General features: G+C 44.1%; 20 protein-coding genes and 1 tRNA gene. 8 read left to right on the top strand and 13 right to left on the bottom strand.

Annotated features, from left to right (window positions below; all coding sequences use genetic code 11):
* Positions 1-89: 89 nt before the first annotated feature.
* The 5 genes from K7A41_RS08510 (at position 90) to K7A41_RS08530 (ending at position 3934) form a co-directional block, all read left to right on the top strand.
* A complete protein-coding gene (locus K7A41_RS08510; RefSeq protein ID WP_265713387.1) occupies positions 90-323 on the top strand; it encodes a hypothetical protein in 234 nt (77 codons plus the stop codon).
* A 107-nt stretch (positions 324-430) separates the two neighbouring features.
* Positions 431-709: a LapA family protein gene (locus tag K7A41_RS08515; RefSeq protein ID WP_265713388.1), complete on the top strand. Its 279-nt coding sequence runs from the start codon at positions 431-433 to the stop codon at positions 707-709.
* 143 nt (positions 710-852) lie between these two features.
* Positions 853-925, top strand: a tRNA-Lys gene (locus tag K7A41_RS08520).
* Between the two features lie 448 nt (positions 926-1373).
* Positions 1374-2897 (top strand): sulfatase-like hydrolase/transferase, encoded by a 1524-nt coding sequence (locus tag K7A41_RS08525; RefSeq protein WP_265713389.1) that lies wholly within the window; start codon positions 1374-1376, stop codon positions 2895-2897.
* 446 nt (positions 2898-3343) lie between these two features.
* Positions 3344-3934 (top strand): riboflavin synthase, encoded by a 591-nt coding sequence (locus K7A41_RS08530; RefSeq protein ID WP_028068857.1) that lies wholly within the window; start codon positions 3344-3346, stop codon positions 3932-3934.
* Between the two features lie 35 nt (positions 3935-3969).
* Here the strand turns inward: K7A41_RS08530 and K7A41_RS08535 are convergent, their stop codons facing one another.
* Together K7A41_RS08535 and K7A41_RS08540 are read right to left on the bottom strand one after the other, a co-directional pair.
* A complete protein-coding gene (locus K7A41_RS08535) occupies positions 3970-5769 on the bottom strand; it encodes a chloride channel protein (RefSeq protein ID WP_051606579.1) in 1800 nt (599 codons plus the stop codon).
* Positions 5770-5775: 6 nt separating this feature from the next.
* Positions 5776-6714 carry a hydrogen peroxide-inducible genes activator gene (locus tag K7A41_RS08540; protein ID WP_028068859.1) on the bottom strand — a complete coding sequence of 313 codons (939 nt, stop codon included), beginning with the start codon at positions 6712-6714 and terminating at the stop codon, positions 5776-5778.
* A gap of 221 nt (positions 6715-6935) precedes the next feature.
* Between K7A41_RS08540 and K7A41_RS08545 the strand changes: the two genes are divergently transcribed.
* Positions 6936-9098 carry a S46 family peptidase gene (locus K7A41_RS08545; RefSeq protein WP_265713390.1) on the top strand — a complete coding sequence of 721 codons (2163 nt, stop codon included), beginning with the start codon at positions 6936-6938 and terminating at the stop codon, positions 9096-9098.
* A 73-nt stretch (positions 9099-9171) separates the two neighbouring features.
* Here K7A41_RS08545 and K7A41_RS08550 read toward each other — a convergent pair whose 3' ends face one another.
* Positions 9172-10356 (bottom strand): MalY/PatB family protein, encoded by a 1185-nt coding sequence (locus K7A41_RS08550; RefSeq protein WP_028068861.1) that lies wholly within the window; start codon positions 10354-10356, stop codon positions 9172-9174.
* Between the two features lie 141 nt (positions 10357-10497).
* Between K7A41_RS08550 and K7A41_RS08555 the strand changes: the two genes are divergently transcribed.
* A complete protein-coding gene (locus K7A41_RS08555; RefSeq protein ID WP_265713391.1) occupies positions 10498-10893 on the top strand; it encodes a diacylglycerol kinase family protein in 396 nt (131 codons plus the stop codon).
* On the opposite strand, the gene K7A41_RS08560 is transcribed toward K7A41_RS08555, so the two are convergent.
* Positions 10873-11343 (bottom strand): hypothetical protein, encoded by a 471-nt coding sequence (locus K7A41_RS08560; protein WP_265713392.1) that lies wholly within the window; start codon positions 11341-11343, stop codon positions 10873-10875. The two genes, K7A41_RS08555 and K7A41_RS08560, sit on opposite strands and share 21 nt — an antisense overlap.
* Before the next feature lie 255 nt (positions 11344-11598).
* Here K7A41_RS08560 and K7A41_RS08565 point away from each other — a divergent pair, with 255 nt between their 5' ends.
* Positions 11599-11787, top strand: a complete 189-nt coding sequence (locus K7A41_RS08565; RefSeq protein WP_028068863.1) for a hypothetical protein — start codon at positions 11599-11601, stop codon at positions 11785-11787.
* A 135-nt stretch (positions 11788-11922) separates the two neighbouring features.
* Here K7A41_RS08565 and K7A41_RS08570 read toward each other — a convergent pair whose 3' ends face one another.
* The 9 genes from K7A41_RS08570 to K7A41_RS08610 all read right to left on the bottom strand — a co-directional run bounded on the left by K7A41_RS08570 (position 11923) and on the right by K7A41_RS08610 (position 25160).
* Entirely contained in the window at positions 11923-13656 is a 1734-nt protein-coding gene (locus tag K7A41_RS08570; RefSeq protein ID WP_037532447.1) for a thiamine pyrophosphate-dependent enzyme, read from the bottom strand.
* Between the two features lie 258 nt (positions 13657-13914).
* Entirely contained in the window at positions 13915-15696 is a 1782-nt protein-coding gene (locus tag K7A41_RS08575) for a DUF4091 domain-containing protein (RefSeq protein WP_265713394.1), read from the bottom strand.
* 72 nt (positions 15697-15768) lie between these two features.
* Positions 15769-16551 (bottom strand): zinc-dependent peptidase, encoded by a 783-nt coding sequence (locus K7A41_RS08580; protein WP_265713396.1) that lies wholly within the window; start codon positions 16549-16551, stop codon positions 15769-15771.
* A 2-nt stretch (positions 16552-16553) separates the two neighbouring features.
* Positions 16554-17315, bottom strand: a complete 762-nt coding sequence (locus tag K7A41_RS08585; RefSeq protein ID WP_028068867.1) for a hypothetical protein — start codon at positions 17313-17315, stop codon at positions 16554-16556.
* A gap of 57 nt (positions 17316-17372) precedes the next feature.
* Positions 17373-18656 carry a glucose-1-phosphate adenylyltransferase gene (locus tag K7A41_RS08590; RefSeq protein ID WP_028068868.1) on the bottom strand — a complete coding sequence of 428 codons (1284 nt, stop codon included), beginning with the start codon at positions 18654-18656 and terminating at the stop codon, positions 17373-17375.
* A gap of 6 nt (positions 18657-18662) precedes the next feature.
* Positions 18663-20075 (bottom strand): glycogen synthase, encoded by a 1413-nt coding sequence (locus K7A41_RS08595; protein ID WP_265713397.1) that lies wholly within the window; start codon positions 20073-20075, stop codon positions 18663-18665.
* A gap of 53 nt (positions 20076-20128) precedes the next feature.
* A complete protein-coding gene (gene glgB, locus K7A41_RS08600) occupies positions 20129-22087 on the bottom strand; it encodes a 1,4-alpha-glucan branching protein GlgB (protein WP_265713398.1) in 1959 nt (652 codons plus the stop codon).
* Between the two features lie 2 nt (positions 22088-22089).
* On the bottom strand, positions 22090-24549 hold the full coding sequence (locus K7A41_RS08605; RefSeq protein ID WP_398452630.1) for a glycoside hydrolase family 31 protein: 2460 nt from the start codon (positions 24547-24549) through the stop codon (positions 22090-22092).
* Positions 24550-24686: 137 nt separating this feature from the next.
* The gene (locus tag K7A41_RS08610; RefSeq protein WP_028068871.1) at positions 24687-25160 is read right to left on the bottom strand and encodes a Dps family protein; all 474 of its coding nucleotides are present in this window, start codon (positions 25158-25160) and stop codon (positions 24687-24689) included.
* Positions 25161-25269 lie beyond the last annotated feature (109 nt).

The following is a 25269-nucleotide window of genomic DNA, read 5'->3' on the forward strand; positions in this document are numbered from 1 at the left end:
AAAGCACTAAATTATTGCAAAATTTTGGCCGTTAGAAAAAGACTAAAAAATGATAAGTATTTGGTAATTTTGGCTAAATTAATTGATATATGCAGCAACTGATTAAGCTCATCGAAAAAGAGAGAATAGGAAACCAACCGTTCAGCCAACATACACTTATCATTGATGATAAGCAAGTCGTACATGGAGCACTTTTCTTAATCAAGACAACCCGAAAAACCTTTAAAATTATGGTCCCAGCGCCGTTTTACGAAGAATTATTAAACGGAAAGACAACTATCCAGCAATTGATCAGGCATCCGGAGGCCATGTTGCTAACCTAGGTGCTTGTTTTCTCGTCTCGGGATAAATTTACATAAACAGTCTGTGGCAAAGGGCATATTCCATATCTTCGCAGTATAATTAGGACATAGATTTATCATCCAGAACTATGCGCAAAATACTTTTAATCGCTTTATCAGTTGTTATCACACTCATTTGTGCTCAAAACACGCAGGAAGTGAGCGTAGGTCTTATTGTCAAGACACAATTCGCACTCTGGAAACTACTTTTATTGTTTTTTATCCTTGGGATGTTATTTGCCTTTCTTTTAAAAGGGGGAAAAAGGAAAACACAGGCTCCGCTTGTCGGAAATACGGATTATTCTGCTGATGACTATCCGGAGCACAACCCCGGACTTTCCGACGAAGATAGGGAGTTTCTCTCGTAACCGTAAAAAAATAAAAGACTAAAAATGAAGGCCTAAACTGTTTAAACGCATTTTTATTCTCCAAATAGTTGTGAAAAACATGGATTACTCCTATCTTTGCATCACTTCAAACAAGGAACAATAGTTCAAAATAAAAGAAGTAGGATTCCGTAGCTCAGCTGGTAGAGCAATACACTTTTAATGTATGGGTCCTGGGTTCGAATCCCAGCGGGATCACAAGAGAAAAGCTAATCGCAAGATTGGCTTTTTTGTTTTAACGGTATTAAGGATTCGAAAGAAGGGCCGGCCGGGTTCGATCCGATGGAGGCTCAGGGATGTGCGCGGGAACTGTGGGGCTGAGCCAATCCCAGCGGGATCACAAAGCCACTCGTTTTTGGGTGGCTTTTTCATTTTTCATAGCGACATCAAGCACTTAACCCAAAAGGCAACCTTCTGATCATTCCGTCAAAGCTGAGATACGCTTAACTACATAAATGCCGATTTTCACGAAGTTTATATACACCCTACTACATGGTACAGAATATGTAAAAAGACAATAAGGGGATGTAAAAGCATCGATTAGGTAAGAAAGCCGACACGCGGGATTTATAACAATACGGAATTAAAATTGTATATTGGATCCCATGAGCAACCCAATAATTCCTAATCCATGTACTTTTACGATATGAAAAAGTCACTTTTTCCTGTAATTTTACTCTCTTCCGGTTTAGTCGCAATATCCCCCCTGATCACGCGGGCGCAGACATCCGGGAAACCCAATGTGATTTATATCTATGCAGATGATCTCGGCTTTGGTGATTTAAGTAGCTATGGAGCTCAACAGATTCAAACACCTAACCTCGATCGGCTCGCCAGTACCGGCACGCAATTTACCAATGCACATAGCAGCTCCGCGACCTGTACCCCCTCCCGTTTTGCATTAATGACCGGCACTTATCCTTGGCGCCAGACAGGAACCGGCATTTTGCCGGGTGACGCAAAACTGATTATCCCAACAGATAAAATTACCTTACCCAAAGTATTTAAAAATGCAGGATACGCGACTGCAATTGTCGGAAAATGGCATCTCGGTTTGGGCAATCAAGTCAGCAAAGACTGGAATGCCGCAATACGGCCTGGACCAAATGATGTGGGTTTTGACTATTCTTTTATCTTTCCTGCCACCGCCGATCGCGTGCCGACCGTTTTTCTCGAAAATGAACGGGTGATCGCTGCGGATATAAACGATCCTATTCAGGTCGATTATGAAAAAAAAATTGGCAATGATCCCACGGGAAAAGAACATCCTGAATTATTAAAAATGCAATCCTCCTCAGGCCAGGGACATAATCAGACCATCGTTAATGGTATTGGCCGGATCGGCTACATGAGTGGTGGTACGCGTGCACGTTGGGTAGATGAAGAACTTTCTATGACTTTTCTTCATAAAGCACAAGAGTTTATTTCACAGCATCAGGACAAACCCTTCTTTCTTTATTTCTGCCTGACCGAACCTCATGTACCGCGTATGCCCGCAACGCAGTTTAAAGGCAAAAGTAAGCTCGGATATCGTGGCGATGCCATTCTTCAGCTGGACTGGACAGTGGGGCAAATACAAAAGCACTTGCAATTGCTCGGTATTGATCACAATACCCTCATCATATTTAGTAGTGATAATGGTCCGGTGCTCGATGATGGTTATATGGATGGCGCGGTTACCCAATTGAACGGTCACCGACCCGCCGGCCCACTCAGAGGTGGCAAATATAGCATCTTTGAAGGGGGCACTCGCGTGCCTTTTATTGTGAATGGCAAAGGTGCGGCTAAGGGCAAAATTTCGGATGCCCTGATTTGCCAGATCGATCTTTTGGCCACTAGCGCCCAGCTTGTGGGCGTCAAACTCAATGCTGATGAGGCGATAGATAGCGAGCCTTTATTAACAACATTGATGGGGCAGGAAGATAAAGGCCGGACGCACATGGTTCAGCACGCACAGACCCTGGCGATCGTAAAAGACAACTGGAAATACATCGCACCTAGCAACGGTACCCCATATATGAAACTGACAGACACCGAAACCGGAAATCTTTCCGAAGACCAATTGTATGACCTAAAGAATGACATCGGAAAAAAAAATAATGTTGCTTCAAAATATCCTGAAAAGGTAGCCGAACTAAAACAGTTGCTAAATGATCAACGAGAAAAATAACGATAAACCAAGCTCTCAAGCCTAAAATGTTGACAAACAGCAATTCATAACAAACAAAAAAAAGCTTAGCATCCGGTCGGGCGACCTGCTAAGCTTTTATAAATACCTCTGTGTAAGAGGCAATCAACCTAAACCTATGACAAAGATAGTGCTTCAAATGATATAAACAAAAATTTTGTTATATTTTTTTTCAACTCCCATTAATTTGCTTTCAGATCATATTCACAAAAGGAATAGTAAGTGTACAATATACACACAGACTTTTTGGGATTTTCCAAAGCTCTTTTTTAAGTTAAGCACCTCCAGTGGGGTTTTAACCTAAATAGCTATCCCCGCCCTGAATAAATTCCGCAACATTATTCTGTCATTCAACGGTCTATTTTATACCTCTGGAAAGGTGTTTATCGGATTATTTGTTACCTTTGGTTAATCAAAATTGTACGTGCATGTTTACCGGAATCATCGAAACGCTGGGAAAAATTGAACATATCGAAGCTGAAAAAAGCAACATCCATTTTTATGTGAGCTCCCCTATCTCAAACGAACTGAAAATTGATCAGAGTGTCAGCCACAATGGCGTCTGCCTCACAGTTGTCGGGCTGAATGATCAAGTACATAAAGTGACTGCGATCGATGAGACACTGCAGAAAACCAACTTAGCCGAACTGAAAATCGGGGATCTGGTTAATCTGGAGCGATGTACACTTGCTGGCGGAAGATTTGACGGCCATATCGTACAGGGCCATGTCGATCAGACGGCTACCTGCATCCAAAAGAAGGATGAAAATGGCAGCTTTATTTTTACGTTCCAATATGATCCGTCCAAGCAGAATATCACAGTGGAAAAAGGATCCATAACGGTCAATGGGATTAGCTTAACCGTCGTAGGTTCCAGAGATGATCAATTTTCCGTTGCGATTATCCCTTATACACTCGAACATACCAATCTTAAACAGGTCAATGTTGGCACCACTGTCAATCTTGAATTTGACATTATTGGCAAGTATGTTCATAAAATAATGGCTATGCGCGGATAAGCCCTTCATGACGATTGGTGGTGAGCACTGCTGCTTTACTCCAGATAATGCCCTTGGCGAATGAGCAAGGCTCTGTATTTATTAAAGACGCTTGACTTGGAGACAAATCCCATATACTTATTTTCATTCCCCAGCACGGGTAGTATCCAGGTATCATCTTTATTCATCTTAGCCATTACAATTTCCATATTCTCGTTGATATTTACCGTGTCATTTGGTTTCTGGGCCAGTTTTTCAAAGGTTGTGTCCCCACCGTCGACCTCCCCGAGCAGAACAGAAAATAAAAACTCGCTGTACAAGATGCCCATAAATTTCCCCTCATGACTGACCACCGGAAAGATATTGCGTTTGCTGTGTATAATATCGGATTGTCGGCTCTTGGGTGTCTCCTCCGGCCTCAATATAACGAAATTCGTTTCCAGCACATACTTGATCCGCATCATGCTCAGCACAGACCGGTCCTTATCCTCATAGGAAATCAGATCCCCGGATTCAGCCAATACTTTGGTGTAAATCGAATGTTTAAGTACCGCCCGGTTGATCAGATAGGAGATTGAACAAACCAACATCAGCGGCACCATCAGTGTATAGCCTCCGGTGATCTCTGCAATCAGGAATATACCTGTCAATGGTGCATGCATAATTCCGCTTAAGGCACCGGCCATCCCAGCCACCACAAAGTTAGGTACATTGAGTTCGGCCATTCCCGTTAGGTTCACGCCATAGGAAAATGCAAAACCTAACAGCCCCCCCATCACCAAGCTTGGACCAAATACACCTCCGTTACCGCCACCATTTAGCGTAAAAAGCGCAGCAAAAGATTTCCCGAAGAGTGTTAGAATGGTATATCCAAGCACCACCAGGCCAATGTCCTTATAATCGGAAAATAGACTGTTCTTCACAATGGCGTTAAACTGCCCATTGAGGATCTGTTGTATTGTAATGTAGCCCTCACCATATAGTGCAGGAAAGACAAAGATCATCAGCCCCAGCGAAATACCACTGATCCATACTTTACTGTAGGGATTTTTCACCTTGGCAAACCACTTGCCGACTGTCCGCGAAACACGGGCAAAATAGATCGTATACAATCCCACCATTACGGCCAGCAACAGATAAAATAACAGGGCCGAAACCTGCCAGTCAGAGTTGAACGTGCTAAATAGAGGCTCACTGTACAGAATTCGCGACACCACGGAAGCTAATGCCGACGAAATCAATAACGGAATAAAAACCGGAATCGAAAATTCCGGAAGTAGGATCTCAATGGCGAAGATCATCCCTGCCAAGGGGCTGTTAAAGGCCCCAGAAATGCCCGCCGCCGCTCCGCACGCCAACAACATCGTGACTTCCTTGTATTGTAAACCAAAAAAACGGGCGATATTCGAACCGATAGACGATCCGCCCAGGGCCACTGGCGCCTCTAGACCACAAGACCCACCAAAGCCTACCGTGATCGCCGAAGTGACGACCTGCGAATAGATATTGCTCGGATCCAATCGGCTGCCTTTGCGGCTAATCGCGTAGATGATCGGCGTGATGCCATGCTCCATCTTCTTCCCCTTCAAAAATTTGCGTACAAAAAACACGCTCAACAAAATCCCGATTAAGGGAAACACCAGATACACTGAATATTTGACTTTCCAGTCAATATCATCCTGGATCGTCGCCGCAATAAAATGAGTCAGTCTTTTTAAGATAGATGCCATAAGTCCACCAACAATACCTACCAAAAAGGCTAGAATGATGATAAAATTCCGGTTCGAAACTTTCTTCATCCGCCATTGATTGATCTGGTCTATCTTCTTAAAAAAACGTACACTGAGGTTTGCCATGTCTTTTTATTGAAAGCTCAACACTTCCTTTTTCTTTTTTGTTTTGAACTTGTCTGGTACAACAGCCAGAACTTCCTTCTCTAAGGCCTGTATAGCTTGCCGCTTCACGTAGTTCTGCGTGGTGACCAGGGATATTTCCCGCACGGGTTCGGGAGATTTAAAATAACGGATCTTGTCCAGCTGCTCTTCTACATAGTCCGAAATTGACAGTTCTGGAAGTATCGTAATCCCGTCATTTATATCGACCATTCGCTTTAACGTTTCCACACTTCCTGTATTGTATTCAAAGCGTCCGGAGAGATCCTGATTATGTTTGTGATGACAGATGTTTAGCACCTGCCCACGCATACAGTGCCCTTCATTGAGCAGCCATAACTTGTCTTCGGCAATATCATCCCCACTCAGCACCTTTTTGGCAAAAAGCGGGCTGCGCTCAGAAATATAAGCGACAAAATTCTCATAAAATAAAGGCGATTCAAGTATGCCCGGATCATTTAAAGGAGTAGAAAGAACCCCGCAGTCCAACAGCCCCACTTTCAGTTCGTGAACAATGCGTTCTGTCGTATACTCCCAAATCTGCAACTGTAGTTTAGGGTATTTTTCCATAAACGTGGTCAGCACTTTTGGCAATAAATACGGCGCGATGGTCGGGATCACGCCCACCCTGAGTGTACCCTCAATCTCCCCTTTTTTGTCCTGAACAATCTCGCTAATCCGGCGGCTCTCTGTCAGCACCACCCGTGCCTGAAGGATAATCTTCTCACCTATTTCAGTCGGCACAACAGGCTGCCGGCTGCGATCAAAGATTTTTGCGCCCAACGATTCCTCTAGCTTCTGGATCTGCATGCTTAAGGTCGGCTGCGTCACAAAACATTTTTCAGCGGCAGCGACAAAACTACGGTATGTGTCTACAGCGATGATGTACTCCAATTGGATTAAGGTCATGTTAAAATCTTTAAAGCGCAAAATTACAAATACTCCCGCAAAACGATGGCAAATACACAATATTTTACTCCCCCACGACGGCTTCTGTATTTTTATATAACAATAAATACCCTGCCAAAATGCAGCATTTTGCGCATTATTGTTACAATACTTCATAATAAAAGTGGATTCATCAAAAAGCTTTTCTTAAATTTGACGATTTAACATGCGATATTTCAAACATGAAGTTTATCAATAGTACAACCATTGCACTAGCACTACTGCTGAGTGCAGCCAATATGCCTTATAGCAAAGCTAATCCCGATGAAGGAATGTTTCCTTTAAGCGAATTACACCGCGCAGGATTAAAAAAAGCAGGCTTGAAAATCAGTGAAAAGGATATCTATAACCCCGGCAACGTGGGCCTCGTGGACGCGTTGGTCCAGGTCAGCGGCTGCACCGGCTCCTTTGTCTCTAATAAGGGCTTGATCATCACAAATCACCACTGCGCCTTTTCCGCCGTACAGCTGGCCAGCACAGCAATAAACAATTACCTTAAAAATGGATTTGTCGCACAGAGCCAGGAACAGGAGATTGAAGCAAAAGGATTAAAAATCAGGATTACGGACTCTTATGAAGATGTATCTAACAAAATTTTAAATGCTGTAGCCAACATCAGTGACCCAGTGGAACGTATCAATACGATCAAACGCAAACAGGAAGAACTGGTCAGACAAGCCGAAAAAGAAGATCCGACGATTAAAGCCGAAGTATCCGAGATGTTTATCGGCAAAAGTTATGTACTGTTCCGTTATAAAACCATCGAAGATGTACGTCTTGTCTATATCCCACGCCAAAATATAGGTGAATTTGGCGGCGAGACCGACAACTGGGTATGGCCACGCCATACGGGCGACTATTCCTTTCTAAGGGCCTATGTCGGCAAAGACGGGAAATCGGCGCCCTATTCCAAGGATAATGTGCCTTATCAGCCAAAAAAACATCTGAAAGTAAACCCAAATGGGGTCAAAGAAAATGATTTCACGTTCATCTTGGGCTACCCGGGCCGCACATTCAGACACCGCCCTGCACAATACATCCGATATCAGCAGGAGTATCTCCTGCCTTACGTTTCCAATCTGTACGATTTTCAGAATAGACAGATGGAGGAAGCGGGCAAAGATAATACAGATGTTGCGCTATCCCTTGCTACACGCATAAAACGAAATGCGAACGTGCTCAAAAATTACCGCGGCAAATTGAAAGGGCTGCGTGGCATTGATCTGCTATCCACAAAAAAACAAGAAGATGAAGCGCTGGCCGCATTTATTTCAAGTAAACCAGAACTTAAGGACAAATATGGCAATTTATTGAGCGACATTGATGCATACTACCAAGTTAGCGATCAGGATGCTCTCAAAGAACTCTGGATCAACAATATTTACAGCAGCACTAGCTTGCTAAGAGTCGCACGCGACCTCAACGCTTTCAAAGCTGCCCTAGCTAATGAACGCTCACCGCAAAGCACAAAACAGCTTTTTGAGTATAATATTGAATCGTTCAAAAAGAACATAAAGGACATCTACGCAAGCTACAACAAACAGGCTGATCAACGTATCTTTGGAAAAATGCTGGAAGATGCAGCCGCATTCCAGGGCAAAAACCAGATAGCTAGCATTCAAAAACTGCAATTAAATCCTCAGATGGCCAACAATTATGCCACCCAAGCCATTGATGAAAGCAAATTGGCAGACCAGAACTATATCTTAAATTCCGTATTGGCCGATGCAAATACGCTGTTGCAGTTTAACGATAAACTGCTGGATGTTCAAAACGAACTCGATAAGGATATCACCACGTTCGCCGCTGAACAAAAAAGACGGGAAGGAGTCCTTAATAAATTGATGGGCGACTATGTTGCTGTCAAAGAAATATTCCAGGCCAAAAACTTTATCCCTGACGCCAACTCAACTTTAAGACTGACTTACGGACACATCAAAGGGTATTCCCCTGCCGATGCAACCTACATGAAGCCATTCACAACCATTGAAGGAATTATTCAGAAAGGCAATCTTGGACTCCCTGAATTCGATTATCCGCAAGAAATCAAAACAGCATACCTCAACAAAAATTTTGGCCCTTACTTGATGAAAGACCTGGGGTCGGTGCCCGTCAATATGCTATACGACATGGATACAACCGGCGGGAACTCAGGTTCTCCGATCATGAATGCAAACGGCGAACTGATCGGTGTCAATTTCGACCGTGCATATGACGCGACCATCAACGATTTTGCGTGGAACGAGAGTTATAGCCGCTCCATTGGAGTGGACATTCGCTACGTGCTTTGGGTGGCTGATAAAATTGACAACGCACACTTTATTTTGAAGGAAATGGGTGTATAAGCTATCCCACCCTTTGCATATAAAAAAAACACCTGTCCCTAGAGAGACAGGTGTTTTTTTTATGTAGCAATGACTAGAAAATAGGCTGCTTTTCCAATAGTTTCAGAACCACATTTCGCAGCCTTGCCAGCCCCTCCTCCAATGTTGCCCGTGAGCAGGCAAGATTGAGACGTATAAAATTATCGGTACCTTTTCCGTACATGGCTCCCACATTGACCTGCAAGTGTTCGCTTTCAAGCAACATCTGTCCTAGCTTACGGCTAGATACCGGTAGTATGGAACAATCCACCCACGAAAGGTAAGTCCCTTCAAGCGGCACAACGCTTAATTCAGGCAAATACGTTGCTAAATAACTTTTTAAATAGCTATAGTTATCCCATATATATGAAAGCACCTGCTCAAGCCACTCCTCGCCGTCCTGATATGCCGCGATCAGCCCCGTGATAGCGAAGGGACTAATCATGCCTATCTCATTGACAAGGAAGGCCTCTCTAACCTTCTGATTCCATACAGGATCAGCAACAATGACTGCCGCTGCTTGTAGTCCGGCGAGATTGAACGTTTTGCTCGGGGCAATACAGGTAATCGAATTGTTCAGAAATGACGGTTTAATGGTAGCAAAAGGAAAATGCCGATTGTCTTCAAACACCAAGTCACAATGGATCTCATCGGAGACAACCAGCACATTATGTCTTAGACAGATATCCCCAAGACGTTCGAGTTCGCTCTCCGTCCAAACTCTTCCGGCTGGATTATGTGGACTGCATAGAATAAAAAGCTTTACATTCGGATCGCTGGCTTTAGCTTCAAAATCGTCAAAATCAATACGGTATACTCCGTCATCATACATCAGGTCATTCGAAACGACTTCACACCCGTTGCGTGTGATAGACGAAAAAAAACAATGGTACACCGGCTCCTGTACCAATACCTTGTCGCCCGGAACCGTCAACGCATGAATAATAGCAGAAAGCGCAGGGACAACACCATCGACCGGTAGAATCCATTCTCGTTCCAGCACAAATCCATGTCGACGACGTAACCAGCCCGCTATCGCATCATAATACTCCTCCGGAATCTTGGCGTACCCGTAGATCCCATGCTGTACCCGTTTCATCAAAGCTTCAACAACAGGCTCCGGGGCCGGAAAATCCATATCCGCTACCCACAGCGGGATCAGATCTTCATAAGCCTGCTGGTTCCATTTTACCGAATCTGTCCCTTTGCGGCTACTTAGTTTATCAAAATTGTAGATCATATAGCAATTCAATTATTAACCACTTCCAATAACCTGAGCTTGACAGCTCGAATATACCCGAACAAAACCGCCGCTCGGTAGGCTAAATTAGAAAAGATTATAATGAGAAGAAAGCTTATATTTACTTAAAATTATGTACGCATGACCAAAACTAAGTTCTCCCTCAAGAAACGACTCCATAGTTTCCGTTATGCCTTCAATGGACTCAGAATAATCTGGCGGGAGGAGCACAATTTTAAGGTACACTTGCTGGCGATGGTCTTGACCACCGCATTGTCACTGCTACTGCAGATCAACGCCTATGAATGGTTAGCTGTCATACTTGCCATTGGCTTTGTCCTGGTAGGCGAACTGCTCAATACGGCCATGGAAAACCTGGCCGATTTTGTATGTGCAGAAACGGATCCCCGCATCAAAAGGATCAAAGACCTCACAGCTGCTGCAGTTTTGTTGAGTAGTATCACAGCATTAATCGTCGGTGCGATCATATTCGTACCTAAATTATACACGCTATTCTTAAGGATTGACCTTTTGTAACACTACCCTTTGATCATACGACAGCTTACCCGGATCTACGAAGGACATTTTTCCGCCTCTCTCTTCCATCTCACCAAAGCCCTCCACTGCACGACCCCCGACGAGCTTGAATGCGACCTGTCGCACAGACTGCTGTCCTTCCGAAGAAAATGTGTAGTCGGCAAGCAAAAGACTGTCTTTGAGCGTACCGGCAATATGCCCCGCATTTTTGTCCTTTTCTTTCCATAGATAATTAAGGTCACCGTTCACTTGATCTCCCTGTATCGTTATCGCCAGCGATATCGTATCTCCATTTTTAACATATTGATAGCTCTGGCGAATGGTCGTCACACTGTCTGCTACTATATTGCGGATAGTATCCGGTTGCGAACTTTGTGCTCCTCTGTCAGTACGCTGCTGACAAGCCGTGACACTAAACAATAGACATAACACGATGCTAACTAACTTCATATTTTATTTTGTTGGTTGACTACAAAGAAGCAATCGGAATGCCATATTGTTTTAAATGCCAGGTATTTATTCTTTTTTAATATTTAGAATAAAAAAACAAAATACAATCAATTGCTGTTTATAAATTACAAGCTAGGATAAAAGATTAAAAATAAACAATTTAGTAACAATAAAATTATGGGAACCTTATTGTAAAGCTAGTTTTTATTAGTAAATTGTACTTGATAAAATTCAGAATTCTTAACCAATATTAGTATGAAAGATGTAAGCTTTAAGAAATTTGACAGTGGGTGCACCTCCCTCGCAAAGTTATCCATTGAAACAGATCTGGCTATTATTGTAAAAGAAAATGTTTCTGTTTCGCCTGAATCAAAGCTGGAGAAACTTCGCCGCTGTAAGGAAGAGCTGCTTAAGAGCCTTTGGTTTGTACAGCGCCAATATTAATACCCGATGATGTTTCATTAACTTTCAGGAAGTACCCTGATTCTTTACTTTCGGAAAAAAGCCTCCCCAAAACTATCAAGGAGAGGCTTTTTGCATAGACCAGGCTCTTATCAAAATATGTAGCCTGATATAACTTTAAAGCGACCTCAAATGTTTGTAATTCGATTTGATCGTATCCCAGACTTCCTCAAAATTGCCGGACAACATTAATTTTGCCATACTTTCGGTCATTCCTTTCATTTGACTGAAAGAAATCTTTGGCGGCATGGCCAGCGCGTTTGGATTCGTATAAATATCAATCAAAACTGGCTCGTCAGCGATTGCCAGAGCCTCTGCCATCACCGTATCGGCTTCCTCCGGACGTGTCACGGTATATGCTTTGATTCCCATCGCCTGAGCGACCATGGCAAAATCGGGATTAATCATGTTGGTTTCCTGATCCTTCAAGCCAGCCACCTGCATTTCGAGCTTCACCATGCCGAGCGACCGATTGTTAAACACAATCAGCTTGATGGGTAGATTATATTGCTTGATTGTAGCGAGATCTCCCATTAGCATCGAAAGCCCTCCATCACCACAAAAAGCAATTACCTGTCTTTGGGGGTAGGTTAATGCCGCGCCGATCGCCATTGGCATCGCATTCGCCATAGAGCCATGATTAAATGATCCCAGCATCTTACGGTCCCTGCGCTGGTTGATATACCGTGCCCCCCAGACACAGCACATCCCGGTATCGACCAAAAAGATTGCATCATCGCTGGCTTTCTGGTCAATCAAATTTGCAACAAATTCGGGCTGTATAGCACACTCACTTCCCGAATCTTTGACATAAATCATCAGATCCTCTTTTACCTTTTCATAACTAGCCAGCTGTTTGTCGAGAAAACTGGAGTCGCTCCTCGCTTCTATAAATGGAAGTACGGCTTTGAGTGTCACGGCAACGTCCCCCACCAGTCCATAATCGACCATCGATCTCCGCCCCAATTTTTCTCCTTCGATATCGATCTGTACAATGGTTTTGTTGGTCGGTATAAAATCCTTATACGGAAAGTCTGTACCTAGTAAAAGAATAAGGTCTGACTGATGCATGCTCTGAAATGCCGAAGCTGTGCCTAGTAGGCCCGTCATACCGATCTCATTGGGATTGTCCCCCTGTATATCCAATTTAGCCTTAAACGAATAACCTACCGGCGCAAGGATCTTCTGAGATAGTTCTACCACTTCTCTCCGGGCATGCTTGGCACCTACCCCACAGAATAATGTGATTTTGTCAGCTTGGTTGATATACTGTGCCAACCGGCCAATCTCCATTTCAGAAGGCCTGATCTGGGGCTCGGTAAAAAATACTTTGGCGGCAGTGTTCATATCCACGGCCTCCATTTCAGAAACGTCGCCCGGCAGGCCAATTACTGCTACATCCCGTTTCGATATTGCCTGCTGCAAAGCATTCTGAACCATACGTTGCACCTGCTCAGGTCTTGTGATCATCTGGTTATAACAAGAACAGTCGTCAAACAACTTGACCGGATTGGTTTCCTGAAAATAGTCGGTACCAAACTCGTACGTCGCACAGGTTGAAGCGATTACCAGCAGGGGCACCCTGGTTTTGTGAGCTTCATATACACCGTTGATCAAATGTACATGTCCGGGACCACTGCTTCCTGCACAGCAGGCTATTCCGTGCAGATCTGCTTCAGCAGTAGCAGCAAATGCGCCCACTTCCTCGTGTCGGACATGTATCCATTGCATAGTTCCGTCTTGGTGGACGGCTTCATTAAAAAAATTTAAACTGTCTCCCGTTACTGCATAAATACGTTTGATCCCCGCATTCTTTAAAATATCGACAATCTGGTGCGCTACATTTTTCATATTAAATAGTATGATTAAAAGTTTGATACTGCAATAGTGTTGCTAAGTCTTCACAATCGCTGTCTTAATAAAAACAATATTGCTGGCCAATGGTTTTCATATACATAGTAAGGGAATGAAAAGCCGTATAAGCTGGATGTAAAGGGCGGATTGTAGCTGAGCTAATAGAGCAGTTCCGGAGCAGGAGTTCGTAAACAAAAACAGGCTACTCCTTTATATAAACGAAGCAACCTGTTGATTTAAAAAATTTTATTTTTTTCAATTGAGCTGACTTGAGAGCTCGTTCACAAACGCTTTGGCATCATTGAGATCTTGGTTCCATTCTGCATAACGCTTGGCCATATTCAGTTTCGCAATTTTTGCATTTAACTTGGTTAGATTAGCCCAGTCTTGCGATTTCTCCAACTTCGCTCTGAGGACACCCACCTTCGTGTAATCCTGAATACCTTCCAGCATGCGTTCGTAACGGATCGAACTGCGCCCTTGTGGATATACAATGTAGGTATCTCCGGCAGGCCATGTCCGGAATCTGGAATCACGTAGAGGGTCTTCTACCCAGGAATTAAAGGCCCAGCGTAGGGCGCCATCAAATCCCGCGGCCAGCGCATACCAAGCCATATAGGTGGATTCAGCAGGATCTGAAAAGGTGAACTGATTAGGGAATTCATCGGAACAACAGACGTAAAACGTGGTAATATAACCCTTCTTACGCCGTTGGACGAGGTCATTATGATCAAAAGGATCTCCGACCGCGACACTGATATCTGTACTCTTCTGATAGCGTTGATAGCTCTTATGGTTGTCGGCAAATGCAACGCCAAATTCAGGGGCTACGCGCTCAAGAAGCGCAATAGCAGGGTCCATTTCTTCCCGTCCTCGTTCGTCCATCGCAATATTCGTAATCTTGAGCCAGCCCTTTGCGCTGACATGCTTGCTAAAGTCCTTTAAAAAAGGTGTCCATAGCTCCTCAAAAACCGCAGTCCCCGGTTTGGCAATAACGTTGACAAACTCATTTTTGGCTTCATCAAAATAATGGACCTCATTGTTCCAGGGCAACAGCGAATAACAGTTGATTTGCTTATTGATACCCAGATCCATCATAAATTGCACCCACCGGTCAAATATGGCGTAATCATAAACCCATGTGCCAGCTTTGGTCTTCTTCCAGATAATCATATCGGCATAGGGGTCGTAAGTCTGTACATTCCATGCGTCTTTATTGAGCGTCGCCGTAATGACCTTCTGTCCGGCAGCAGCGAGTTGCTTCATCGTCGGCTTAAGGGCTTCGAAATGTTCATCGCTCCACACCTTGACATTGTTGACACGTGCCACAGCCGAAGGGTGCTGCCATTGGTCCAAATGGAATGTCCAATCAGAAGCTGGTGGCATAATATGGTTTTGAACATTGATAATCAAATCCAAATTGTGCACTACCTTACCTTTTTCTTTAACTGAAATCGTTGTTTTATATTCTCCAGCTGACGCCGATGCAGGTACTTTCACAGTGATCCAAACCGGACGAACTTTCTTCGCTTCGAGATCAAAACTTTTTAAGTCATCCAACATATCGGGCGAGAGCGACGCTTTAAAATCCTCCGGCTTACGATGGCCACAGCCACTGGCAAATTCATCCGTCATCACATAACGTACAAAACGTGCCTGTACAGCGTCGGCGCTAATAGACTGCCCCTTTCCTGTCTTCAGTTCCCCATTGGAAACCGTTACACTGGGCACAACCGCAGCTGTCCATAAAAGTACCTGGGCTGAAACCTGCTCTCCTTTCCAGGCAAACAACGTCGCACTACGCTGCATAGTGAGATCGGGCTTGACGGATTTTGGATAGCGCTTGTCGATAGACACGAACGAGGCGTGCAGCCCCGCCTTTACTGCTGACCAGTCAGAAAGGGTATCCTTCGTCGGATCAGCCAGCTCGGTAAAAGTAGTTCCCACAGCATAGCCTTGCTGGGCAATACCTCGATTATTGCCGCACAACATCAGGCATGCTACGGCAATAGCAGAATAAGTAGTAATTTTAGGCATAACAGTTTAATTAACAAAAAGTGGAAACAACTTCTGTCTGCCTAAAAATACTAATTTTTTGTTTATCCTAGACTAACTTTGTTCAAAAATTTCAGAAAGTGCGTGATAGAGTTCTGGATGATTTTTTTGGAACTTTGCTGGATTTTCAAAAAAATACTCCGATGCCACAGCAAAAAATTCGGCGGGACTGGTCATACCATACACGTCGATATCCGATTTATCGTGCCTGATTTTATCAATTTCCTGCCGTATCAGGTTCATAAACGGAATGACAGAAGCTTTATCCAGGAGCTGTTCAGGAATACCATCCACCGACCCGTCAGTTTTATCGATCAAGTGGACAAATTCATGTATCGCCGTGTTCTGGCCGTCAAGGGCATGTTTAAAGCCATATTCCAACGCGGATTTCGATAAAATCATCTGCCCGTTCATAGCTCCCTCACCTATCATGCCCATAATATTCCGATCTGTATGCCCTTCAAACTGATATTCGGCGTTGAAATGTGCTGGATAAACCATAATATTGGTTAAATTTGGATAGTGCCAGTTCTTAAACGCAAATATTGGAATAATAGCACTCGCAGCAATCATCATATAATCTTTTAGCTCCACTTCAACACCCACACCTTCAATATGGACGCTATCCAAAAACTTAAGGCAACGCGATTCAAACTCCAGTTTATCCGCTTCGGAAAGATTTCGATAATAAGCGACTTCCTGTTGTAAAATCTCTTTTCCTTCATCGCTCAGTACACGCTTAATAGCTTTGCTATTTTTTGCAGTACGGTTTAACAAATAATATACAATATAAATTGCTGCCGGTATCAGCAGTACAATAAAAAGCTTGCCTAACATACTTATTTGATCTTCACCCAACGTGGGTCTCTGGCCTGCAAATTACGCAAAAAGCCTTTAAAATGAGCAGTACCAAATAAGATTAAAATCTTCTGCTGAGGTGCATCAGCAACAAGGGAAGCTAAATTTTCTTCTCTTTTCTGCATAATAAACTCTTTGTCGAACTTATTTTTCAGGGCTGCTTTTATGGGTTTGCACCCGTAAGGCGCATCCAATGGGGTTTCATAATCACACGGTTCCAGCTTAATCGTGCCATAGATGTATTCAAAATCGTCCAGCAGTTTGTTTTTAGGAATATCTGCATTGACAGCGGTCTCATAGTCCACAAGAAAAAACGAGTAATCGGGCTGGCTGATAATACGCTGGCCCAATTTTCGGTAAAGGGGCGCACGTAGCACACGTACGGTGTCTCCTGGCGTTTCGATACACTGCTGCAGGCCCAGGCGGTTTCCTGTCAGCTTGCGGAATTTACGATCATACACATCGCGCTGCACAGCACTATCCACTTGATAGGCTATACTTTCGTAAAAAACAACATATCCAGATTTCTGAAGTGAATCTACTGCCCGCTGTATCTGGTCGTAATAAACGCGCGTACCTAAATGTCGCATGGGAATATAGATCACGCTACGGTTTCCATTACGAAGTTCAAACTTTCGCGAGGCGTCCCGGAGCACCCCAGTGCTCTGTACCATTAACGAGGTATCACAGGCCGCACAGAAAATAAGGACAACAAAAAGGGAGATAATCTGTCTCAACTGCATTTTTTATTATAATAACATGCTATTTTAACAATATATTATCTCCCTTGTTTAATAAAATTATATCGTAGGCAGCCCGATTGTCGTTCCATTCGGAATCACCGCATTTTTCTTAATAACCACGATGCCGTCGTAAATCGTATAGGTCTGATGGTTGGCATTCATCAGATGTGGACCGCCATTAATACGTACATCGTTCCCAATACGGCAATTCTTGTCCAGGATTGCATTTTCGATGTAACAACGTTCACCGACACCGACGACCGGAATATTTTTCTTTTTCGCTTCTTCCATATCCGACAGGTCTTCATAATAATCAGATCCCATCATGTAAGTGCCCCGTACTACTGATCCAACCCCGATCCGCGAGCGTACGCCGATGACCGAACGGTCGACTTTGTCCGCCTGTATAATACAACCATCCGAAATAACAGAATTGATCAGCGTTGTCCCCGAAATTTTGGAGGGGGGCAGCATACGCGGGCGTGTAAAAATCGTGTTCTTGTCAAACAGGTTAAAAGCGGGAATATTGTCCGTCAGTCCAATATTTGCTTCGTAGAATGAACCTATAGTTCCGATATCTGTCCAATAACCTTCGTATTGATAGCTGAGCACCTTGACCTGCTCGATGGCATCCGGGATAATCTCCTTCCCGAAATCCATCCCGCTGTTTTCCTCAAGCAGCCGCTTCAGTACACCTTTGCTAAAAACATAAATCCCCATGGACGCTAGATATTCCCGTCCCTGACTCTTCAGATGCTCACTCACTTCCGAATTCCAGTCGACGAGCTGCTCGGTATTGGGTTTTTCGATAAACGAGGTAATATGATTACGCTCATCGGACTTCAAAATCCCGAACCCTGTTGCATCCCGGCCGTTTACGGGGATTGTGGCTATTGTGAGATCGCCCTTATTTTCCACATGAAAATCCACCAGTGCATCGAAATCCATCTGATATAACTGATCCCCAGACAGAATCAGCACATAATCATAGTCTATGCTCGCGAGTTTGCGAAACGACCGACGGACAGCATCCGCGGTTCCCTCAAACCATTTGTCACCATCATTCGTCTGTTCTGCTGCAAGAATATCCACAAACCCTTTGCTAAAAATACTGAAGTTGTAAGTATTCTTAATATGGGAATTCAGAGACGAAGAATTGAACTGTGTCAACACAAAGATCTTATTGAAACCTGAGTTGAGACAATTCGAAATCGGAATATCGACCAAACGATATTTTCCTGCAATAGGAACTGCGGGTTTGGACCGCTGGTCCGTCAAAGGGTACAGACGCGAACCCCTCCCGCCCCCCAGGACGATAGCTACTACATTGTGATGTGACATATCAAATTAAATTAATCGGTTATATAGCTCTATATACTTCGCTGCGGATTTATCCCAAGAAAAATCCAAGCTCATCATACGTTGCTGGTTACGCTTAAATTCATCTCTATTTTCGTAAAATTTAATACCCCTGGAGATAGCGCCGGTGATTTCATCGATGTCCAACGTTTCAAAGCCGACTCCATAGCCCCCATTTTCCAAATCAATGACTGTATCTTTGAGCCCTCCAACACGGTGGACAATCGGCAAAGTACCATACTTCATCGCGTATAGCTGATTGAGCCCGCAGGGCTCCACCCGCGACGGCATCAAAAGAAAATCCGCGCTGGCATAAAGCCAATGGGCAAGATTTTCATCATAACCGAAAAACACATCGACATTTTCCCGTTTTTCCTCGATGAGCGCTTTCACCCTTGATTGAATCGCAGGATCTCCGGCTCCCAATATAAATATACTTAATTTGCCGCAATATTTTTTAGTCAGGTCGAAAATTATTTCTGGTAATAAATCAGCCCCTTTTTCCGTTGCAAAACGGCCGATAAAAACCAGCAGCGGTAGTGCCGGATCAATTTTATAGTGCTTCGCCAGAGCCTCTTTATTCCGTAATTTGCCATCAAACGCCCGTTTTGCCTCATAGTTTTCCAACAGCGTATAGTCTTTAGCTGGATCCCAGATCTCCCAGTCAATCCCGTTGACAATACCCACAGATTTCTGACGTTCGTCATAAAACAGTTGTTGTAGGCCATTGGCTTCAACATACAGTTCTTGAAGATAGCCTTCTGACACCGTCGTGTAGGCATCACAGCACTTGATCAATGCCGCTAGCGGATTGATTACTCCGTCCCAGTCAAGCAGGCCCCATTTCCAGCTATCAAATGTGGGCAATAAAATCGCCTTGCTCCAATGCGTCCAGCCCTGATACTGACCGTTATGCACGGTAGCGACGGTCTGTACACTTCCCAGAAAACTATAATCGTTGCTGTACTTCATCAAAAACGGAATCAGCCCCACATGGTGATCGTGACAATGCACAATATCCGGTATGATGTTTTTCTCTTTAAACCACTGTAATACGGCGTGCTGAAATGCAATAAACTGTTCACCCTCGTCCGGATAACAATATACCTCGGATCGATCCAGTTTGCCCGGAATTTTGATCAAATACAGGTCAAAGCCCAGTATAGAGCTCTCCTCCTTATACACGGTATAGAACAAACATTCAGAGCCTTGATAAAAGGATCCCTCGTGCACAATGACAAAAGTATGGTCCCTGACAAATGATCGATCATACCAGGGCATAACGACAGCTGCCTGCACCCCCAGTTTACATTGATATTTAGGCAACGCGCCCACCACATCAGCAAGCCCCCCAACCTTAGCTACAGGATAACATTCAACACTTAAATGAAATACGTTCATGCGATCAGATTTTTATACAATATTCATTAGCTATTTTAGATACGTGCGGTTTCCTACACCGGCATACGGCCTACAGCTTTGACAACAGTGGTCTCCTGTTTTTCTTTTTTGCGCCCGAGAATATACCCGCCTAGTGGGGGAAGCACCAATTGAACCGACTGTGCCTGATTCATCCAGTACAGATGCTCGCTTTGCAAATGCTGACCGATTACACCCGAGCCATAGTATTGTAGATCGTCCGAACTTAGTACGACCTCCCAGTCGCCGCCATAGGGCAGTCCGATACGAAAATTCTCCCGCAGCACCGGTGTCAGATTGATCACCACTACCGTATCATCCCATGCCTCGTAGCCCTTGCGCCAGTACACGAGCACCGAATTGTCCCGGTCACCGGAATCAATCCACTCAAAGCCCGAAGCATTAAAGGCGCGCTGGTATAGACTGGGCTGCTGTTGATACGTTTTATTTAAGTCTGCAATAAACCGCTTCATACCACGGTGTGGCAAATATTCCAATAGGTGCCAATCGAGCGATTGGTTAACATTCCATTCGGACGTCTGCCCAAATTCTCCGCCCATAAACAGCAGTTTCGCTCCAGAAAACGTATACATAAACAAATACAGCGCCCGCAGATTGGCAAACTTTTGCCACTCGTCTCCCGGCATTTTATAGAGCAGCGACTGTTTTCCGTAAACGACTTCATCGTGTGATAATGGCAGCATGAAGTTTTCATGGAAAGCATATACCGTAGCGAACGTAATGCGGTCATGGTGGTACTTCCTGTTAATCGGATCTTCTTTGAAATAATTCAGCGTGTCATGCATCCAGCCCATCATCCATTTCATCCCGAACCCAAGCCCACCGGCATAAGTCGGCCGGCTTACACCGGGCCATGAGGTAGACTCTTCGGCTATTGTCTGCACATCCGGAAAATAACCGTATACCGCCTCGTTCAGTTCTTTTAGAAAGTGTACCGCCTCCAGGTTTTCATTTCCGCCGAGTGCATTGGGAATCCACTCGCCTGCGTTCCGGCTATAATCTAGGTATAGCATCGACGCTACAGCATCGACTCTTATTCCATCGATATGAAAGCGATCCAGCCAATAAAAGGCGTTGCTGATCAAAAAGGAGCGCACTTCATTACGCCCATAATTAAAAATATACGATTGCCAATCCGGATGAAAGCCCTTCCGCGGGTCTTCGTGCTCATATAAGCTCGTACCGTCAAAACGGTGAAGTCCATGGGCATCGCCCGGAAAATGGGAAGGCACCCAGTCCAGTAAAACCCCTATCCCCGCCGCATGGAGTTCCTCAATAAGATACATCAAATCCTGCGCTGATCCATAACGCGAACTTGCCGCGAAATAACCTGTTATTTGATAACCCCAAGATGGATAGTAAGGATGCTCCATCAAAGGCATGAATTCGACATGGGTAAAGTTCATCTCCTTAACGTACCGTACAAGCCGTTCTGCAATATCGCGATATCCAAGCAATGCCTCAGGCCGCTCCGGGTCCCGGGCCCAGGACCCTAGATGAATCTCATATACCGACCAAGGTTGGTCCAGCCTGTTTCGGTTCCCTCGCTCTTTCATCCATTGATGGTCCGTCCACTCATACCAGGTTGAATGAACAATCGATGCTGTACGCGGTGCTACCTCCCATCGAAACCCAAAAGGATCTCCCTTCTCCAGTAGCTCTCCAGAACTGGCCTGAATACAATATTTATACGTTTCGCCGTTGGCTAAACCGGGAATAAATCCTTCCCAGATACCGCTGGTATCCCAGCGGACGTAGAGCGCGTGACTTTCCTTATCCCAAAAATTAAAATTTCCCGTTACCGATACGGATTTTGCATTTGGCGCCCAAACCGCAAAATATACACCTGTTTCGCCGTCAACTACCAGTTCATGCGAACCAAATTTCTCATACAATCTGAAATGCTTGCCCGCCTGAAATAGCGCGACATCAAATTCAGAAAAAAGACTATGCGGTATTACTTGTCTCGCCATAATCAGCCCTCAATCAATATGTTATCAAATTCCCGTGCGACATTAATCCAATATCGCCCCTGTTCGTCCTGTTGTATCTTTGTATCCATACCGTCTGTTTTGACTTTCTGGATAGCAAAAGGAAGGCCAATTAACTGTATTTTATATTCTTCATAGCGCTCTGTATACAGTCCGTCTGTCGTCTGTTTGATCGAGAGAGAATTCTGGGTACCGGATACGGTAAAACATTTCTCCAGGTAAATATCCTGTTCATAAGCGAACGTATCCCCATGATCCGAATACAGATACGAACGCTGTACAGCTTCAGAAAAATAAACATTCAGCTGTAGTTCTTCAACCTTCTTTTCGCCTGTATATTGCATCACTGGATATTCCGGAATTACCGATCCTGCCCGGACAAAAACAGGCATTTCATCCAGCGGAGTGGGCACAGAATGCTCTTTTCCACCGCTATAGCGTTGATTATTGAAATAATAATACCAGTCGCCACCAGGTAAGTATACTATTTTGCTTTTCTGCCCTGGCTGCAAAACAGGTGAAACCAGTATTTTGTCCCCGAAACAAAACTCCTCTTCACGTTGCCAATTGGTAGGAATATGCTGCTCTACCATTGAAACTGGCCGTAAAATCGGGTATCCATACCGGGTCTGTTCCCAAAAACAAGTATAGATATAAGGCAAAAGCTTGTAACGCAGTTCGATGAATTTTTTATTTATTTTTTCCCAATCTTCTCCAAAACTCCAAGGTTCACGATCACGGGTGTCACCGGCTGAATGCACGCGCATAAATGGGGAAAAAACACCAAATTGCATCCAGCGGGTAAACAGCTCCCCATCAGGCTCACCCGTAAAACCGCCGATATCCGTACCACAAAAGGATAGACCCGACGTTGATAGACGCTGCAGTTGAAGCGTGCCTAATTTAAGGTGTTCCCAGCTGGCCAGATTATCTCCGGTCCAGACCGACGAATAGCGTTGCGTACCCGCATAAGCCGCTCTGGTAATGGTAAATGGACGTTTGTTTTTATACAATTTCTTTAACCCGTCATAGGTCGCCCGAACCATCTGCATTCCATAGATGTTATGGGCCTTGCGATGCGAACCACGATGTCCGTCATATTGATGCCGCACATCGTCCGGAAATGTACCCCGTCCGAACACTGCCGGTTCGTTCATGTCGTTCCAGAAACCGGCTACACCGTCTTCCACCAGCCCTTGATAAAGGGTACCCCACCATTGTCGGACCTCAGGATTTGTAAAATCCGGAAACTGACAGCGTCCGGGCCAAACGTATCCTTCCATAAAGTAATCGTCGCCCCGGCGGCAAAAATACCGGTTTTCCTTTCCTTCCCTAAAAACCCAGTAATTTTCGTCAACCTTAATCCCCGGATCAATCATTACTACGGTTTTAAAACCGTCATTTGCCAGGTCTGCGATCATATTTTTAGGATTTGGGAAATACTGTTTATTCCAGGTAAAACAACGATATCCATCCATGTAATCGATATCCAGATAAATGGCGTCACAGGGAATCTGGCGCTTTCTGAATTCTTCTGCCACCTTCCGTACATTTGCTTCAGGATAATAGCTCCAGCGACATTGATGATAACCTATTGCCCATAAAGGCGGTAGATAATGCGTTCCTGTTAGTGTGTGATAACGACGTACAACATCAATGATATGCGGGCCATGGATATAGTAATACTGCAGTTCGCCCCCTTCCGACCAGAAACTGGTCTTTCCGGAATCCTCAGCTGCGAAATCAAAATATGTTTTAAAAGTATTATCAAAGAAAATACCGTAGGCCTGGCCATCTTTCAGCCCAATATAAAACGGTATTGTTTTGTATAATGGATCCTGATCGTACGCATACGCATAAGTATCAGAATTCCAATTTTTTAACCTTTTACCTCTCAAGTTTAGCTTCGTCGCTTTATCGCCAAGCCCATAGAAAACTTCGTTTTCAAAAGCCACTTTTGTACAATACACGTAATAGCCGCCAAAATCCGGATTTTCTTCCCAGTGCATCGGGGCAAGATCAGCATTAAATAGATTTCCAGATCGGTCAGAAAACGAAACTAAAAAATCGTTCTTGTTGATGCGGCAGCTGATGGTATTGGTATGGACCGCATAATGATCCAATTCTTCCTTACATTGGTGAATGCTCACGCGGTGATCTTTTTTTGCCAGTGCATAAGAAAAATCTTCCAGAAATGTGCCCTGAGGAGCCAGTCGGACACGGACGATTTCGTCTGTGACAACTTTAATTTCGACTTTGGCTTTACCGTCCGAAAAGTAATATGACTTGTCGCTCTGGCTATGGGAAATAACGGTCTCGAGATACTTTTTCTCGATTTTGGGCAGATCCAAAACTGGATTATTAACGTGATGCATACTTTCCAGGGTATCATCACTGGCTCCCTCGTTTAGTGTGGTCTGATTTAGGTTGTCGTCTTCAAGCATAGTAATAGTGTTAAAGTTTCTGAAGGCTTAATTCCTCTTTAAGATATAAAAATTATCCTGCGCCAGCAACAAAAGCAAAAAAAAATCCCACCTGCTCTTCGCAGTGGGATTGATATCATTTGTGGGAATTGGCGCGTCTATTTAATAAAATGCGCGCGGAGCATCCAAGCCATCTTTTCGTGCTTTTCCAGCAAACCTACCAAAAAGTCCTCTGTGCCGTTATCTGCGGTTTCTTCCACTACCGAAATATCGGCGCGCAGAGCCATGGCGATAGCTTCATGATCGGCCAGCAGCTCCTTATAATAAGACTGGCTGTCTGTTTTTTCTGAAGTGGATTCTGTCAGACGGGTTAGCTTCAAATATTTATCAAACGTACCTACTGCGTAATGACCCAGCGTGCGCACACGCTCTGCAATTTCATCAATCACTTCAGCAAGCTCATCGTACTGCGATTCCAAAAATAAATGAGCGGCATGAAAATCAGCGCCTTCAACATTCCAATGTGCATTACGTGTTTTCATATAAAGAATATGTTCGTCTGCCAATAGCACATTGAGCAATTTCGCAACTTTTTTTAAGTCTGCATCTTTAATTCCGATTGAAGTTTTCATATGTGTTTGATTTGTTAACTGTATGTATTAATTGCTTAATTAAATTTATCAAAAAAAACAGTAAAATCAAAAAAAAGGCCACCCAATATATCATTTCAATGGCATAATA

Origin of the sequence: Sphingobacterium sp. InxBP1 (assembly GCF_026191775.1) — a bacterium.
GTDB lineage: Bacteria > Bacteroidota > Bacteroidia > Sphingobacteriales > Sphingobacteriaceae > Sphingobacterium > Sphingobacterium thalpophilum.

Coding starts and splice junctions, on each gene's coding strand:
- K7A41_RS08510 (WP_265713387.1), top strand. CDS start 90: ATGCAGCAACTGATTAAGCTCATCGAAAAAGAGAGAATAGGAAACCAA.
- K7A41_RS08515 (WP_265713388.1), top strand. CDS start 431: ATGCGCAAAATACTTTTAATCGCTTTATCAGTTGTTATCACACTCATT.
- K7A41_RS08525 (WP_265713389.1), top strand. CDS start 1,374: ATGAAAAAGTCACTTTTTCCTGTAATTTTACTCTCTTCCGGTTTAGTC.
- K7A41_RS08530 (WP_028068857.1), top strand. CDS start 3,344: ATGTTTACCGGAATCATCGAAACGCTGGGAAAAATTGAACATATCGAA.
- K7A41_RS08535 (WP_051606579.1), bottom strand. CDS start 5,769: ATGGCAAACCTCAGTGTACGTTTTTTTAAGAAGATAGACCAGATCAAT.
- K7A41_RS08540 (WP_028068859.1), bottom strand. CDS start 6,714: ATGACCTTAATCCAATTGGAGTACATCATCGCTGTAGACACATACCGT.
- K7A41_RS08545 (WP_265713390.1), top strand. CDS start 6,936: ATGAAGTTTATCAATAGTACAACCATTGCACTAGCACTACTGCTGAGT.
- K7A41_RS08550 (WP_028068861.1), bottom strand. CDS start 10,356: ATGATCTACAATTTTGATAAACTAAGTAGCCGCAAAGGGACAGATTCG.
- K7A41_RS08555 (WP_265713391.1), top strand. CDS start 10,498: ATGACCAAAACTAAGTTCTCCCTCAAGAAACGACTCCATAGTTTCCGT.
- K7A41_RS08560 (WP_265713392.1), bottom strand. CDS start 11,343: ATGAAGTTAGTTAGCATCGTGTTATGTCTATTGTTTAGTGTCACGGCT.
- K7A41_RS08565 (WP_028068863.1), top strand. CDS start 11,599: ATGAAAGATGTAAGCTTTAAGAAATTTGACAGTGGGTGCACCTCCCTC.
- K7A41_RS08570 (WP_037532447.1), bottom strand. CDS start 13,656: ATGAAAAATGTAGCGCACCAGATTGTCGATATTTTAAAGAATGCGGGG.
- K7A41_RS08575 (WP_265713394.1), bottom strand. CDS start 15,696: ATGCCTAAAATTACTACTTATTCTGCTATTGCCGTAGCATGCCTGATG.
- K7A41_RS08580 (WP_265713396.1), bottom strand. CDS start 16,551: ATGTTAGGCAAGCTTTTTATTGTACTGCTGATACCGGCAGCAATTTAT.
- K7A41_RS08585 (WP_028068867.1), bottom strand. CDS start 17,315: ATGCAGTTGAGACAGATTATCTCCCTTTTTGTTGTCCTTATTTTCTGT.
- K7A41_RS08590 (WP_028068868.1), bottom strand. CDS start 18,656: ATGTCACATCACAATGTAGTAGCTATCGTCCTGGGGGGCGGGAGGGGT.
- K7A41_RS08595 (WP_265713397.1), bottom strand. CDS start 20,075: ATGAACGTATTTCATTTAAGTGTTGAATGTTATCCTGTAGCTAAGGTT.
- glgB (WP_265713398.1), bottom strand. CDS start 22,087: ATGGCGAGACAAGTAATACCGCATAGTCTTTTTTCTGAATTTGATGTC.
- K7A41_RS08605 (WP_398452630.1), bottom strand. CDS start 24,549: ATGCTTGAAGACGACAACCTAAATCAGACCACACTAAACGAGGGAGCC.
- K7A41_RS08610 (WP_028068871.1), bottom strand. CDS start 25,160: ATGAAAACTTCAATCGGAATTAAAGATGCAGACTTAAAAAAAGTTGCG.